We start from the raw sequence: 15,822 nt of genomic DNA, 5'->3' as shown, positions 1-15,822 counted from the left end.
ATTCCTATTAAAATTCTAAGAAACTATTTGTCGTTCAACAATGAAAGCTTCTGCTCGTTCCACTCCGACAGTCGCTCCTCTATATTTTGCCAATGCTTCAAAAGCTTCAATTGAACGTGAATGCGGAAAACTCTTTAACTGTGTTGCAAAGCATTGCATAGCTTCTAATTTATTCTCAAAAACATCTGTAACATTTACAAAATGATTTGGCACAAACGGTTTTTCATGCATCGGAGTCCATTCTGTTTCTGAAAGTGTTTCGTAACAATAAATATTTTTCACAATACGATCCCCTTGAGGTCTTGCAGCAACTAAAGCCGAACGATAAATCGCTTTATGGTCTTGATGAATATCCCCCGGATGCGGCAAATATAAATGAGTTGGACAATGTTCGTTGAAAATTTTCGATAATTCAATTGATATCTTATACTCGGGAAACGCATTTAACGCAGGTGCTGGAAAATCAAGAAAAATGGTTTTCGACACACCTAATATTTTATGTGCATTTAACGCTTCGTTTCGTGTGGCATGAACCGCCGTTTCTGAAAATAATTCAGGAGCGCCAATACTTGCATTTGTAGCGATTACAATTAGTACTTCATCACCATTTTTGATGTGTTTTGCGATGGTTGCACCGCAACCAATAATCTCATCATCTGCATGCGGAGCTACTACTATAACTTTATTCATTTGCTAAATTTTTTAATATTGATTTAATTTGGAAAATTTCATCCTCCACATTATAGCCCAATTTATCACCAATTTGAAGTTTAATATCAGAAGGCAAAACTACATTTTCAAGCCAAATTAATCCTTCTCCACATTGAATTAAATATCCTTTTGTAGAATCAATTAATAATACGCGACCTGTCACACCTTGAATAGGAATGTTTTTTTCAACCGTACTTTTCCAAATTATAATTTTGAAATCTTTAAAATAAGTATAAGCTCCCGGATGCGGAAGGCTACTTGCTTTTATTAGACGGTCAATTGAATGTGCTGAATTTCCCCAAGATATTCGTCCGTCTTCAGGAGCTCTTTTTCCGTACCAACTTGCTTCTAATTCTTCTTGCGGTATCGGATTCCATTCTCCGGCTTTCAATTTGGGTAACCAAATATCCAAACTTTCTATAATTGCTTTTTCGATTTTTAATTCTGCTGATGTAGCATCATCTTTTTCTTCAATTTCAAATGTTTTCTGCACAAAAACAGGACCATCATCAGCCCCTTCACCCATAAGAAAGAAAGATGCTGAACCCGTGGCTTGCTCCAAAACAATCCAGGCTAATGGTGCCCGACCTCTGCCTTTTGGTAAATGAGTTGGATGAAAACCAATGCAACCTAATTTTGGCATATCTAACCACGGTTGAGCCATCAATTGTGAAAAACCAACTGCAAAAATAATATCAGGCTGTTTCACTAAAGCCCAATCCAAATTTTCTTGGTCGTTAATTTTTTTAAACCCTCTATAAGGAAGCTTTTTATTTTCCGCAAGCGCTTTCAAATCACACCAACCACTCACTCTTCCTACATTCGCAGGTTCATGACCTAATACTCCAACGATATTAAAATCGTACTTGAGCAATTGATTAATCGTATGTTTAGTGGTTTGCACTGCACCAATAACTAGTATTTTAAACATTTGGTTTTTTTAAAAATTTCTGTTCTCCTAATAAAACAATTAATACCGTTTTAAACACTATTTTTATGTCTAGAAAAAAACTTAAATTTTCTACATAATAACGGTCGTATTTCCATCGTTCTTCCCAAGTTAAGTAAATGTTTCCATTTGTTTGAGCCAAACCCGTTAGCCCTGGAGTAACTAATATTCGCTGTTTACCGTGCTCATTGAATTCAGTAATTTGATTCGGCAAACAAGGCCGAGGACCTACAAACGACATGTCGCCTTTAAATATATTGATAATTTGTGGCAATTCATCGACTTTCAGCCTTCTTAAAATAGTTCCCATTCGAGTTACTTCTGCATCTCCTTTTAAGATTTCTCTATCGGCAACTCTAACTTTATCTGTCATCGTTCTAATTTTGAAAACTTTAAAGACCCTTCCTTTATAGCCCAAACGTTCTTGAAAAAAGAAAAAATCTCCTTTAGAATCCATTTTTACTAAAATATATAAAATAATAAATAATGGCACTAAAAACAGAATAATTAGTAGCGAAATTAGAAAGTCGAAAAAACGTTTTATAAACTTTTTATACATGTTTACTGAACTTTATCGTTTATCAAATTATAAGAAATGTCCACTGTATAATTTTGCATCAAGTAATTATACCCGTTATCACCCATTTGGTTCAACTTATTTTCATCAAGAATCTTTTGAATTGCAGTATTCATTCCGGCAATGTCTCCTGCTAAAACACTATAACCACATTTTGCTTCTTCAATTACTTTTCCAACATCCGTTGCTCCATCAACTGCAGCAATTATGGGCATTTTCATTTCTAAATAAGACAACAATCGCGAAGGAAAATTTGGAATTGTAAAATTTCTATTTAAAAATATCAACCCTATATCGCAAGCATTCAATAAATTATCATACTTGTTTTTTTCAATTCCAGAAAAAAGCAAAGCATTTTTAGGTGAATTGACGTCAAACCATTTACGCAACTTTTTAAACTGGGTTCCATTTCCAATTACTAGAAAAAATGCATTTTGAGAATCGCATTTTTCAATAGTTTCTATCAAGAAATCAACCCCTTGTGGTATTCCTAAATTTCCACCGTAAACTAAAATTTTTTTATCTAACGGCAAACCATACTCTAATCGTAATGTCGTTCGCTGTTCGTCAGTTTGAGAAAAAGTAACGGGCTGAATACTATTCGGATTGACTTCTACTTTGACCGCTTCAACTTCGGGATTGTGTTTTAAAACAAAATCAACATTCGCTTTTGACATACAACCAATCGTGTCCGAAATTTTATATAGTTCTTTTTCTTTCTTTGTAAAATACTTGTGCAAAAAACCATTTTCTTTTAACATTTTCATGTCAACTGCATTCTGTGGAAAAATATCTTTCAGCAGTAAATAGGACTTCGCATTGTCCCTTTTTTTAATAAAATTAATGATTTTCACAAACGTTATGGGTGGTGTCGAATAAAAAACCAAATCAAACTTTGTATGAGAAAGAAACTTTTTAATAGCAGATAAGTACTGATATTCAATAGCTAAAGTACCAATTCCTTTTTCAATCACATTTGTTTTCTGAATATTGAATGTTTTCACTTGTAAAAATGAAACACCATCCTTTTCAAAAAAACGTGTAGGAATATTTCTTCTACGTTCTAAAGGTGAAACAATAGTAAGATTATGACCATTATTGCGAAATTCGCGAAGCAAATCGTGATATAATCCTCTTTGATTAATTGTATCTATCTCAATTAAAGTTAAAAACAAAACATTCATACCTTACTAAATTTCTTCAGACCAAACCGTTCTTTTAATATAATCGGTATAACTCAAAATTATTCTAACCATCTTTTCAGATACATTTGGCATTGAATAATCTGCAACGGAACGAAAATTTCTTTCTATACCTATTTTTTGATATTGCAGTTGTACAAGTCCTTGCATAATTCGTTCTGGATTCATACCAACCATCATAACAGAAGCTTCTTCCATTGCCTCTGGACGTTCATGAGCATCTCGTATATTCAATGCTCTGAAATTCAAAGTAGAAGATTCCTCAGAGATAGTTCCCGAATCTGACAACACAGCGTATGAACGCATTTGCAAAGCATTATAATCATTAAATCCCAACGGTTTTAAAAATTGTACATTTTTATGCATCTGAATATTTTTCTTTTCAATCATGTTACGAGTCCGTGGATGCGTACTTACAATAATTGGATAATCATATTTTTCAGCAATAAGGTTTAAACTGTTCATCAAACCGTGAAAGTTTTTTTCGCTGTTGATATTTTCTTCTCTATGTGAAGAAACAACGAAGAATTTTCCTTCTTCCAATTCCAATCTTTGTAAAACATCCGAAGACTCAATGGATGGCAAATAATGATTTAAAACTTCAAACATTGGCGATCCTGTTTTGATAATTCTATCAGCAGGCAATCCTTCTCGAAGCAAATATTCTCTAGCAATATCACTGTAAGTCAAATTAATATCTGAAACGTGGTCTACAATTTTCCGGTTTGTTTCCTCAGGAACACGTTGGTCGAAACAACGATTACCCGCTTCCATGTGAAAAATTGGAATGTGTCTCTTTTTCGCTGGAATAGCACACAAACAACTATTCGTGTCACCCAAAACTAAGAATGCATCAGGTTGTTGTGATTCTAATAACGGGTCAATTTTAATTAAAATTTGCCCTACAGTTTCTGTAGCAGTTTTACCTGCTGCATCAAGGAAAAAATCGGGCTTGCGAATACCTAAATCGTCAAAGAAAATCTGATTTAGTTCATAATCATAATTTTGTCCTGTATGTACGATTATATGTTCAATTGCTTCTGAATTATCTAAAGCTGCCATTACTCGAGATAGTCTTATAATTTCTGGACGAGTACCTACAACGGTCATTACTTTTAATTGTGCTTTCATTATTTGTTTTAATTTAGATGAAAATTATACATTTTCAAAATAAGTATCGGGGTCATTTGTGTCAAAAAATTCGTTAATCCAAAAATTGGTATACAATACTTCATCACCAATGTTTTTGATATTATGGGTGTACCAAATTGGCATATCCACATACGAAGGTTCATTACCGTCTAAATAAAAATCTAGAACTTCATCGGTTCCGATTTTCCGAAGTTGAATTAAGGCTTTTCCCTTAATTACTGCGAAACGTTCAATTTTTCTAGTATGATAGTGGTTTCCTCTAGTGATTCCTGGAACTGTTGTTGAAAAAGAAACTTGTCCACCAACACCCAGCCGAATTACTTCAACAAATGTCCCTCTTGGGTCCGTATGCTGTGTAAACTTCACAGGAAAATGAGTCGCAATATCCATATAACATCTATAAGTGTTGAATAAATTTAATTCGAAAGTAGATGCTATTGCTGGAATTTGTCCTTGTTCTTGATACGTTGTTTTATATTCTTGAAGCAAAGCCAATAATTCAGAAACCTTGGCTTCACTGGTATGGTCAACAGTATATTTTGAGTTATTGGTTTTGTTTTGAATTACTTTGATAATTTCTGCCACTAATTCACCAACATATATTAGTTTCAATTGTCCGTCAACCTCAATTTTTGGAGTTTCTCCATTCGCTACTTGGTGTGAAAAAGTGGCAACTACTGAATTGTAATACGGATGTCCAAAAGGTCCAAAAACATTTGGTATAATTAAGCCTGTGAAATTTGCTCCAGCTTTAGTAGCCCAATTGGCCAATAATTCACGACCTTCTTTTTTAGATTTACCGTACAAATTGTCACGTTCTTCTTGTGAAGATGAAGAAATTAACACATGAGCTTTACTATTTGTCCGTTCTAAAGAGGCAACAAGAAGTTGGACTAAATTTAAGTTCGTGTCGTAAATAACTTCCGGTTCGTTATGACGATTTAAGGCTGCTAAATGCACGATTACATCACATTTAGAAACAAAAGCATCTAAATTTTCATCATTTTCAAAAAAAGAGCGTTCAAAAGAAATTGTTTCAAAAACCTCGGGTTGCAATCCCAAAGTATTGTATAAATGCGTTCCTACAAATCCCTTTTGCCCTGTAATTCCAACTTTTAACATGTTCTTCTTTTTATATTTTAAAATAATCCGCATCAAAGCGGTACTCATCTTTTACTTCTCCTATTAAAAAATCTGCCATAAGCATTAATCTAGAACTTGGTTCTAACGCTTGAATACTGCTGATATATCCTTTTGGAACATGCAGTACATCGAGCTGATTGGCTTTCAAAATAAAAGAATGAACCATACTGGTTTTAGAAGGATGCTCCCAATTATCCACTTCAATCAATTTGATTTCGAAACTTCCTTGAACCGCAGAAAACCAACGTTGTTCAATTTTATGTCCTTGCCAAGCCCGAACGAATTCGGTGTCTTTATTTTCAATAAAATAAATACGTCTTACTTCTTTGGCATCAAAATCATTGTTATAAAAGAGAGAACCTCTTAAATCAGTATGTACTTTTCCTTCTAAAATCGCTGGATTTATTTTCATTATTTAGCTAACTAATTTCAACTGATTACTAAAAACTGATTACTGATAACTTTCTTATCCAGGCATTTGTGCAACTTCTTCTCCAAAAATTTCTTTTCGAATTAATGGAAGTGTGGAAATTAATTTCTTCAAGCCTTCAACTCCTTCTTGAGACGCATTGTGCGAATGATAATCTTCAATTCGGGCAACTTCTTCTTCACCTTCAGAAAAATAAGCGGCATAATTCAAATCTCTATTATCTGCTGGAACTCTGTAGAAATCGCCCATATCCTCTGCTTTTGCCATTTCTTCTCTGGTGCAAAGTGTTTCATAAACTTTTTCACCATGACGTGTTCCAATGATTTTTATCGGCACCGTTTTTCCTGTCAATTCAATTAAAGCTTGTGCTAAATCGCCAATTGTTCCTGCAGGAGCTTTATTGACAAACAAATCACCTGGATTGGCGTTTTCAAATGCAAAAAGCACTAAATCTACGGCGTCGTCAAGTGACATGAAAAAGCGAGACATATTTGGATCTGTGATCGTAATTGGTTCGCCTTTTTGAATTTGATTCAAAAAGAGTGGAATAACTGAACCGCGAGAAGCCATAACATTTCCGTAACGAGTAAGGCAAACAACAGTATCTTTCAAATTGCGAGCTTCTGCTACAGCGACTTTTTCCATCATCGCTTTGGAAATTCCCATAGCGTTAATCGGGTACGCTGCTTTATCAGTGGACAAACAAATTACTTTTTTCACTCCATTACTTGCTGCAGCTCGAATCACGTTTTGTGTTCCTTCCACATTTGTTTTAACCGCTTGCATAGGAAAAAATTCACAGGAAGGCACTTGCTTTAAAGCAGCTGCATGAAAAACATAATCTACGCCACGAGTAGCGGGTTCAACAGAAGAGTAGTCCCGTACATCACCAATATAATATTTAATTTTATCGGTTTTGTATAAGTTTCTCATGTCGTCCTGTTTTTTCTCATCGCGAGAAAAAATACGTATCTCTTTAAAATGATCGGTTTCTAAAAAACGATGAAGTACTGCTGTTCCGAAAGAACCCGTACCACCGGTGATTAAAAGTGTTTTATTTTGTATTTTCATGCTTTTTATTTAAATAGATTTTCTTTCTCCGCTTTGTTCGGATAATTAATAAGAACCGCTTTATACTTGCCTTTAAAAACAAACAAACTTCCGGCTGCAACACCAATTACACCATGCGTGTCAATGACTTTTTTAATATCTTCTAAACTTCCTGCACCACCTAATACGGTCAATGGAACACTTATTTTTTCTCGAATCTTATTTATAAGATTCAAATCATATCCTTTCATAACTCCATCCTGATCGATTGAGTTAATAATTATCTCACCAACTCCTAATGACTGAAGTTCTTCGACGAATTTTATGGGGTCTTTTCCGGTCGCTTTTTTACCGTTATGAATATATACTTCGTAGCCTCCAAGAAGTTTTTTCTTAATATCAAGTACTGCAATCACACTTTGAGAACCTACTTTATTTGCAATTTCCATAATAATATCTGGATTCTGTGAGACCACAGAACTAAGTGCTATTTTTTCGATTCCAAGTCCAAAAATCCGTTGTGCTTGTTCTACAGTTTTGACACCTCCTCCGTAACATAAAGGCATTCTAGATTGCAATGCTAAATTTTCTATCAGTTTGTAATTGGGTTCTTTTCCCAGAACTGAAGCATCAATATCGAAAATTGCTAATTCATCAACGACCTTTTCGTTAAAAATCTTTACAGCATTTATAGGATCACCTACATATTTTGGATTCTTGAAATTTACAGTTTTCACCAATCCACCATCATGAACAAGTAAGCTTGGAATAATTCTTGGTCGTAACATAATTATAGTTTAGCAAAATTATTAAGTAAAATTTCACCGTAGTGATGGCTCTTTTCTGGATGAAATTGTATTCCATAAACATTTTCATGATTAACAGCAGATGTGAATAATTCTCCGTATTCAGAAACAGCTATACTGTCATCTTTATTGTTACATTTAAAATAATAGGAATGAAGAAAATAAAACAAACTCTCACTCTCTAAACCGGTAAAAAGTTTGCTTGGCTTAGTGGGAATTACGTCGTTCCATCCCATGTGTGGAAGCTTAGTTACATATTTTATAAGAGCTGGGTCGAATTTTAAAATATCAGCATCAATCCACTTTAAGCCCTCAGAATCTCCTTCATCACTTCTATTTCCCATCATTTGCATACCTACGCAAATTCCTACTACAGGTACTTTTTCCTGAAGAACTAATTCATCTAGTCGTTCACGCATTCCCGAACTGTTTAACCTTTGCATGGCATAATCGAAAGAACCGACACCTGGTAAAATTATTTTTCCAGCTGACTTTAAATCCGAAGCAGTCTTTGCTATTTTCGTTTCTATATTTAGGCGTTTGTAAACATTGGCAAAAGCATTAATGTTCCCAACTCCGTAATCAATTAATGTTATCATCTAAATAATCGTTTTTCTAATCCAAATTTACGCATAGTTTTAGCTCCTAATCCGATTAACGCTCTCTTGTTTTTGTAATCATTAAAGGTTTTATTTTCGCCTTCAAAAATTGCTTGTAATTCGTCTCGTGTAAAATCTAATTTTTCCGCAACATAATCAAATTCTTTTTGGAGCGTCAAGTCGTCTAATTCTGGCTTAGAAATCCTTTCTAAAGCTTGTTCTCTTGTCATTTGTCCTGTCAAAATTAAACTTGAAAAATGAGCTCTTCTTTTCTCGTATCCAAATTTTCTAGGCATCCAATAATCTTCAAAAAATCTAGTAAATCTAGATTCGTGGTGCTTGTGTTGGAATTTCTCCCAACCATATTTGTCTTCTAAAAGTTGTTCAACCTCTTTTTTATTATAAGGTACTAAATTCAATGGTTTAAAAACTTCCATACCGAGAACATATTTGTAGTACAATTTATATTGAATTATATCTACAATAGGAAATGAGTTTAATTTTCTTCCACCAAATTTACCGTGAATATCCTTAATTAATTTTTTATCAATTCCTGGATAAGCACCCCATTCTTCTGGCTCTCTACAACACTCTGTGCTGAAATTACCTCCAGTTAACACATATTTTATGTTGTTTTTTTTGGCAAATTTGTATAGTCCAGAAAAGAAGGCAATATCTTGTGGCATATCTTGATCTGCAATTTGAGATTTAAAAAATGCACGTTGCAAATCTTTCATTTCTTCCCAGTTTATAACTTCAGTGTATAAATCCAGGTTGAGACCATTTACTAATTTTTCTATGTTTCCTACTGCTTTATCCGTGTTCCATCCTGCATCAACATGAAATAAAAGTGGTCTAAGTCCCATAATTTCTTTTGCAACATAAGCGACATAAGAACTGTCTAAACCGCCACTTAAACCTATAATGCAATCAAAGTCACGATTTTTTCCATCTTTTTTGATTTTTTCTGCAGTTTGCATTAATTCTTTCATGTCTTCCTCGCCTGTATTCCAGCTTGGAAGAATTTCATTGATATAGTTTACATAATAATCACTTTCGCCCTTTTCATTAAAGACAATATTAGGATCTGTGGTGTCCATAATTGTTTTAGTACATATTTGGTATTGTCTAGTGCTTTCCATTACATTTATTTTTTTTAATCTTTATATACAAGTAAAAATTTTCTTTATTTGTTATCCAAAAAAGCATTCACATTATTAAATAAAGATGCTTTTTTTTCAATTTCCTTATCAGTCCAATCCCACCATTTACTGTGAAGTAGATTATTGATTTTATCCTCCTGAAATCTTTTTCTAATTAATTTAGCAGGGTTTCCTGCCCAAATTTCATAGGGCCCAACATCTTTTGTAACTATACTTCCCATTCCTAAAACTGCACCGTCACCAATTTTTACATTAGACTTTATCATAACATTATTCCCAATCCAAACATCGTTACCAACAATCGTTTTTGAATCTAATGAAAATTTATGACGAGAAAATTTTTTAGGTAAGTGATCTTTATTTTCATTAAAGACAGGTGATGTGGAAACCCAATCAATAGTATGCGATGCACCGCCAATAACAATATTTGCACCTAAAGAACAAAATGCCCCAATTTCAGTATTAATAATCGTACAATCATATCCTACATCTGAATATTTACCCATTTTCACATTTACGAGTTGACTTCCCGCACAAACCTTTGAGGTTTTGTGAATTTCACTATTTAAAATCGCTTTAAAATGAAGCTTTTTTATTATTTTCGAAATAAGATATTCTAAATATGATAGCATTTTCAGATATTTAAATTAATGCTCTATTGCAGTTCTAGCAATTTCACTATATGCAAATTTTTTAAGTCCTTTTTCAACAGCTATCTTTCTCATACTTTCATATTTGCCGTCGTCATTTATTATTTTTTTTAATACTTCCGTTATCTCTTCAGCAGTATCATGACACAAAAAATCGCAATTTCCGCCAACATCAATGTGAGTCATTCCTTCCCAGTATTTAAAAACACATGGGGTACCGACACCGACAGCTTGTTCCCATAAAACTGAGTGAGTACCAGGAAAAACAACTAAATCGGCAATAATAAAATAGTCAAGAATTGTTTCAGAATTCAACCAACCTGCATATATTATTGAATCATTAAGCATTAAATTGTCAAATAAATGCTGCATTTCAGGTGCCACTGTACCAAAAACAATTAATTTGATGTTTCTTTTATCCAAATTTATTATAGACTGCATTACTAAGTGGATATTCTTTTTTTCATCAATTTTACCACCAGTTACAATTATAAAATCATTTTCATTTAGATTAAATTTTTTATTATAATGCTCTTTAAGGATATTTTTGTCTTTGATATTTAATAACTCATCATCTACACCCATAACCAAAAGTTCAATTTTTTCGTCATCAATGTTATATGCGTTTTTTAAAAAATCGCATCTTAAAGGAGTAACACCATAAAATTTAGTGACATATGGAGCTAATTTTCTACCATAATATCTCCAAATGAGATGATGAAAAATATTCTTTGAAATCCATGTTTGGGCACTATTTATATAGTCCGTGTGACAGTCTACAAAAACTTTTACCTCTTTATTTTTTTTAAGATATTTAATTACTTTCGTAATATCCATAAAAGAAAAATCATGCATAAATATTAAATCTGGCTTTTCTTTTTCTAATACTTTATATGTATTATTATACGATCGTATAAATTTATTTAATTTATAAAATGGGTTTTTGTAATCAATTCTAATTACCTTATAACCATCTTTACAAATCTTTGTAGATTCTCCTTCTAAAAAACATGGTTTTCCGTTAGTATCGAAAGACACCAATGAAGCAATTACTGCAACATCATGACCTTGAATGACGTGATACTTTGGTAACATGTTTTCTTGATATGAATAATCATCAATGTAGAAACACGATAGACAAAGGTGAACAATTTTCATAAAAATCAATTTAAAGAATTAAAGATGAATTTAAAGGATTATGCCAAAATTATAAAAAACAACCTTGCAAAATTAGTCATTCCAAGCGAAAATATTTATGTTTAAATTATTAATTTTATAAGCACGATTAATTCTAAATAAAGGTTGTATTTCTGACTTAACAAATAAATTAATAATTTAGAAAATTAGACCAATTTTAAAATTTTATCATAGACACCTTCAAATTTTTCGATTTCTTCATGTTTCATATCTTCTAAAACTTCCGTTGAATAAGAATGCTTAAAAACTTTTTTAACAAGAATTGAGGAAGTAATATTTTCAATATAAAATCCTGAATTGTGCTTTTCTGTAAAATTATATAAAACAGGATTATCCTTATTCACTATAGTTGGAATATTGTACATTAACGCTATAAAATAACGATTTGGGGCACACAATCGATTATTAATATAGGTAGGTAAATACATAATGATTGTTGCATCCATTAATTTCCAAAACTCAATAAGAATTGTGTAAGGAACACTTCCTACAAAATAAAAATTATCTCTATTCAATGTAAATTCAGTTATAAATGAATTATATTCTAATTCGGATATACCAACTATGACAATTTTAGTATTTGCAAAATTAAATTTACTAAATTCGGCTAATTTTTTTCTACCTCTTTCAACAGCAATAAGCCCTTGGTGCATAATTAAATTAATACCTTTCTCTTTAAACGCTTTTAATTCTTCTAGTTTTGTAATATAATTCCTATCAATAGAGGCGTTAGACAATATGTTTTTTTCTTCAAAATAGGGTAAATTCAAAAAATAAGTACTTTTAATAATATTCAACTCCTTGTCTAAAATTTCTTTTCTTTCTTGATTTGCATAGATAACATAATCCGATATTTTCATTAATTTTCGTTCAAAATACTGAAGAATTTTTCCTTGTAGAGATTCATTTTCATTTGGCATCTCGTGATCATCAAATATAATTACAACATTTTTTTTAAAAAATTTCTTATATAAATAAACCGGCAAAACCACCTCATAATCTTGAATATGGATAATTTCTGGCTGGAGTTCGATGAGTTTTCGTAATGCTTTAATTGTAAACTCTACAACGGTAAACATACGTAGTGCAGGATTGTTTCTTATAGAAATATGTAAATTATATAAAAAAACGCCACGACCTAGATCCCCTACGTACTCTTTATCAGGCAATACAATAAAATGCAGATTTAGCTGGTCTTTTAAATAGTTTTGAAGAATTTTTATTTGATTTAAAATTCTGCCATCATTGTTTAAATCCGTTTTTGCTATAAAAATAATTTTTTTCATGTAGCGGTAAAATTGTAAGGTAAAATATTATTATTAAAAAAAGGATAGAATTGTGTCTAAACAAAGCATCTAAATTAAGAGAAGCTACAGCATAAATTATTAGTGCAGTTCTAAAAAAAAGAGATTTATTTTTCTTGAACATCGTTTTTAGGATTAAAAGCCAAAATAAGAGTGGTATAATTCCATATCGCAAGAGCACATTTATCGGCGAGGTATCCGTTACACTCATCGGAACATCATTTGCAACATAAGCAGAATTATTCAAAAAAATGGGCTCGTTGTAAGGAAGTCCTATTACCCAATAGCCTTCCTCAATTCTACTTAGCATACCTTCATATATCATATCTCTATTGCCATCAATCGCAGACTCAGCAAGTGTTTGCTCTTCAAATAAAATAGATAAAATCCGATTGTCAATTTGTCTTTGAATCAAAACATTATTATTATATGCTATAAAAGTTACTATTAAAAATACAAAAGGGTACACTAAAATTTTAAAAATTGAATTAAAGGTCAACGTTTTATACGCAAGATAAGCAAACTCTAAAACCATTAATGCCAAATAGGTTCTATTAAAACTTAATACTAATGCAATGACGCTTAAGATACTTGCATATTTCACTAACTTCCCTTGATTATACCATTTATCTTTATCTGCAAACAAAAGATATAAACCTATGATTCCAAATGCCGCATTTGAATTAACAACTCTACCTTGATTAAATTCTAAAACACTCATGTCTTCAGTATCAGAATAGATAGGTAAATCAATGTACAATGAAATAATTGACAAAAGCACTGAAATTACAACGGCCCACAAAATAATTTTCCAAATTATTTTGATGTCTGCCTTAAAGCCACTATAAAGTAATAAAATTGATGAATAGAATGGTATACCGATTCTAAATGCTTTAAATCCATCACCAATAGATTGGTTAAATACTATTGATTTGAATATAAATTCTGTAAGAAATACAAGAATCAAATACAAAATAATATATTTCGATATTTTCAAACCTATTTGTATCTTTTTACTTTTGTTTGTGCAGAAAAGATTGACTACGGGCAGAAGTAAAAATGCCAATTCATTAACAAAAATTGATACCCCTGGTAACGAAATATTTAAACTACTATTTGTAGGTAAAAAAAAACCTATAAATAATAGTACATAAAAAATGAAGTTTGCTATATTCATACCTTTAGAGCTAGAAGAATAATTTAATTGCAGCAATTAATGAAAGGGCTTGGTTTTTTTGCAATGCATTTCCCTTATTGTATAAATCCGTACATACTTCTTTTAAATTTTTATCTGAGATGTTGTTAATATTAATTTTGAAATAATTGTCTTGAAATAATTTTATATCTGGGTTTGTAGTGTACCAATACTCTAACGGATTCATGTGATTTTTAGAAGAAATTCCGGTTTTAATAAGTCCCAATTTAGCACTTCCGATTGATATGATTTCGGGAATAGTTAATAGGTGCCCTTTTATTTTTATTTTAAAAACTTTACTATCAATCCTTGATTTTGTTTTCTCCCAAATATAGTCAGCCGATTTTGGATAGTACTTTAAAATCCATTTTTTATATAAATCATGATTCATTCTTAAATGAATTGGAATTGATAAGCAAAATTCAAAAAAATCAATATCGTAAAAGGGTGACATCGACTCAGAGTATTTATGAAGAGCGATTAAACCGTTATTAGCACCATTAATTCCTCGCTGGTAAATTAGCCTATTTTCAATAGCTTCTGGACTTTCATCTTTATTTTCGTTTATTAAATTATTCTTGGAATATGCACCGCTTAAATTTTGTAAAGCCTTAGGAGAAAAATTATTTACAAAGGAACCTATAACAACGTCACCTAACATGCCTGTATGAAACATTCCTAATTCCTCAAAATTAATATATTTAAGCATACTATTCCCGTGTGCCAAGCCATAATACAACACATTTCCTCCAGTCATCCGATTGATTTCCTCAATATCTTTGAGAAATATACCATTATCTAAAGCTTTAAATATCCACTCATGTTTTAAATCAGTAGCAATTTTTTTGGGAATAGTTTCATCTAAATAATCGGTTTGTGAAAATGTAAAATTAAGCTGATTTTCATATCCCATCTCATGAGCGACCCAAGAAGTCATTCTTGAATCTAAGCCACCACTTAAAGCAACCAGGTGTTTATAATTATACTCGACATCTTTATCAAACTGTCTTTTTATGGCTGTTCTAAATTTTATATCTACTTGCTTTAGTATCTCACTTTCAGATAAATTTGTTTTTTTAGGAGCTAATGGTAATTTATAATATTGTTTAATCTCAAATTGATTGTTCTTAATATTTAAAAAGGTTCCTGCCTCAAATTTTCTAACATTTAACGACAATGTGTCGTTGTTTAGCATGTAACCGTATGACAGCAAATTATTTGCAGCCTTTATATCAAGTTCTGAATCTATATTGTTTTCTTTAAAATAGATATATAAATCCTCAATTTCACTTGAAACTATTAGAGCTGAATTTGATTGAAAATAATATAAATGCTTAGAGGACAGCTGATCTGCATAAATAATCCATTCTAACCTTTCTTTATAAAACGTTAGCCCCGTAAACGTTCCTCTAAATTCGTTGAAAAATTCACTGTTTTCTTTGGCTAAAAAAATAACCAGTTCCGACCATATTTTAAAATTATATTTTTTAAGTAACTCTTTTTTATTTAGAATAACTCCCTCTAAAACAATGATGATGGTTTCATTGTCAATAAATAATTTATCTTCTAAAAATTTTTCTAGCGTAAATCTGTTTATTTGATAATTATTCCCACGTATCTCGTCTAAAACTAAATTTTTGTTTCGCTTAATTTCAATGCTTTCTTTATTATAAAAAAAATTAAATCCTGGCATA

General features: G+C 31.7%; 16 protein-coding genes. All 16 read right to left on the bottom strand.

What is annotated here, in order from left to right; all coding sequences use genetic code 11:
* Window positions 1–15 precede the first annotated feature (15 nt).
* The 16 genes from ACQ5J2_RS07495 to ACQ5J2_RS07420 all read right to left on the bottom strand — a co-directional run bounded on the left by ACQ5J2_RS07495 (window position 16) and on the right by ACQ5J2_RS07420 (window position 15,821).
* Entirely contained in the window at window positions 16–690 is a 675-nt protein-coding gene (locus ACQ5J2_RS07495) for a PIG-L deacetylase family protein (RefSeq protein ID WP_432673099.1), read from the bottom strand.
* A complete protein-coding gene (locus ACQ5J2_RS07490; protein ID WP_432673098.1) occupies window positions 683–1,642 on the bottom strand; it encodes a methionyl-tRNA formyltransferase in 960 nt (319 codons plus the stop codon). The genes ACQ5J2_RS07495 and ACQ5J2_RS07490 overlap by 8 nt, the downstream gene beginning before the upstream one ends.
* A complete protein-coding gene (locus ACQ5J2_RS07485) occupies window positions 1,635–2,219 on the bottom strand; it encodes a sugar transferase (protein ID WP_432673097.1) in 585 nt (194 codons plus the stop codon). Before ACQ5J2_RS07485 ends, ACQ5J2_RS07490 begins: the two co-directional genes overlap by 8 nt.
* A gap of 2 nt (window positions 2,220–2,221) precedes the next feature.
* Window positions 2,222–3,421, bottom strand: a complete 1,200-nt coding sequence (locus tag ACQ5J2_RS07480; RefSeq protein ID WP_432673096.1) for a glycosyltransferase family 4 protein — start codon at window positions 3,419–3,421, stop codon at window positions 2,222–2,224.
* Between the two features lie 6 nt (window positions 3,422–3,427).
* Complete coding sequence (gene wecB, locus ACQ5J2_RS07475; protein WP_432673095.1) at window positions 3,428–4,570, bottom strand: non-hydrolyzing UDP-N-acetylglucosamine 2-epimerase; 1,143 nt, start codon at window positions 4,568–4,570, stop codon at window positions 3,428–3,430.
* A gap of 24 nt (window positions 4,571–4,594) precedes the next feature.
* Window positions 4,595–5,713: an NAD-dependent epimerase/dehydratase family protein gene (locus ACQ5J2_RS07470; protein ID WP_432673094.1), complete on the bottom strand. Its 1,119-nt coding sequence runs from the start codon at window positions 5,711–5,713 to the stop codon at window positions 4,595–4,597.
* 10 nt (window positions 5,714–5,723) lie between these two features.
* Window positions 5,724–6,146, bottom strand: coding sequence for a WxcM-like domain-containing protein (locus tag ACQ5J2_RS07465; protein WP_432673093.1), 423 nt, complete (start codon window positions 6,144–6,146; stop codon window positions 5,724–5,726).
* A gap of 54 nt (window positions 6,147–6,200) precedes the next feature.
* Window positions 6,201–7,235, bottom strand: coding sequence for a polysaccharide biosynthesis protein (locus ACQ5J2_RS07460; protein ID WP_432673092.1), 1,035 nt, complete (start codon window positions 7,233–7,235; stop codon window positions 6,201–6,203).
* A 5-nt stretch (window positions 7,236–7,240) separates the two neighbouring features.
* Window positions 7,241–8,002 (bottom strand): AglZ/HisF2 family acetamidino modification protein, encoded by a 762-nt coding sequence (locus tag ACQ5J2_RS07455; RefSeq protein ID WP_432673091.1) that lies wholly within the window; start codon window positions 8,000–8,002, stop codon window positions 7,241–7,243.
* A 2-nt stretch (window positions 8,003–8,004) separates the two neighbouring features.
* Window positions 8,005–8,619: an imidazole glycerol phosphate synthase subunit HisH gene (gene hisH / locus ACQ5J2_RS07450; RefSeq protein WP_432673090.1), complete on the bottom strand. Its 615-nt coding sequence runs from the start codon at window positions 8,617–8,619 to the stop codon at window positions 8,005–8,007.
* A complete protein-coding gene (locus ACQ5J2_RS07445; protein ID WP_432673089.1) occupies window positions 8,616–9,761 on the bottom strand; it encodes an N-acetyl sugar amidotransferase in 1,146 nt (381 codons plus the stop codon). The genes hisH and ACQ5J2_RS07445 overlap by 4 nt, the downstream gene beginning before the upstream one ends.
* Window positions 9,762–9,805: 44 nt before the next feature.
* On the bottom strand, window positions 9,806–10,414 hold the full coding sequence (locus tag ACQ5J2_RS07440) for a CatB-related O-acetyltransferase (RefSeq protein ID WP_432673088.1): 609 nt from the start codon (window positions 10,412–10,414) through the stop codon (window positions 9,806–9,808).
* A gap of 15 nt (window positions 10,415–10,429) precedes the next feature.
* On the bottom strand, window positions 10,430–11,590 hold the full coding sequence (locus ACQ5J2_RS07435) for a glycosyltransferase family 4 protein (RefSeq protein WP_432673087.1): 1,161 nt from the start codon (window positions 11,588–11,590) through the stop codon (window positions 10,430–10,432).
* 185 nt (window positions 11,591–11,775) lie between these two features.
* Window positions 11,776–12,915: a hypothetical protein gene (locus ACQ5J2_RS07430; RefSeq protein WP_432673086.1), complete on the bottom strand. Its 1,140-nt coding sequence runs from the start codon at window positions 12,913–12,915 to the stop codon at window positions 11,776–11,778.
* Window positions 12,872–14,110, bottom strand: a complete 1,239-nt coding sequence (locus ACQ5J2_RS07425; RefSeq protein WP_432673085.1) for a hypothetical protein — start codon at window positions 14,108–14,110, stop codon at window positions 12,872–12,874. The genes ACQ5J2_RS07430 and ACQ5J2_RS07425 overlap by 44 nt, the downstream gene beginning before the upstream one ends.
* A gap of 10 nt (window positions 14,111–14,120) precedes the next feature.
* On the bottom strand, window positions 14,121–15,821 hold the full coding sequence (locus ACQ5J2_RS07420; protein ID WP_432673084.1) for a hypothetical protein: 1,701 nt from the start codon (window positions 15,819–15,821) through the stop codon (window positions 14,121–14,123).
* Window position 15,822 lies beyond the last annotated feature (1 nt).

The organism is Flavobacterium sp. SM2513 (genome assembly GCF_050908145.1).
Classification (GTDB): Bacteria; Bacteroidota; Bacteroidia; order Flavobacteriales; family Flavobacteriaceae; genus Flavobacterium.
Note: the sequence above shows the minus strand (reverse complement) of the source record. Positions and strands in the feature narration are given on the sequence as shown.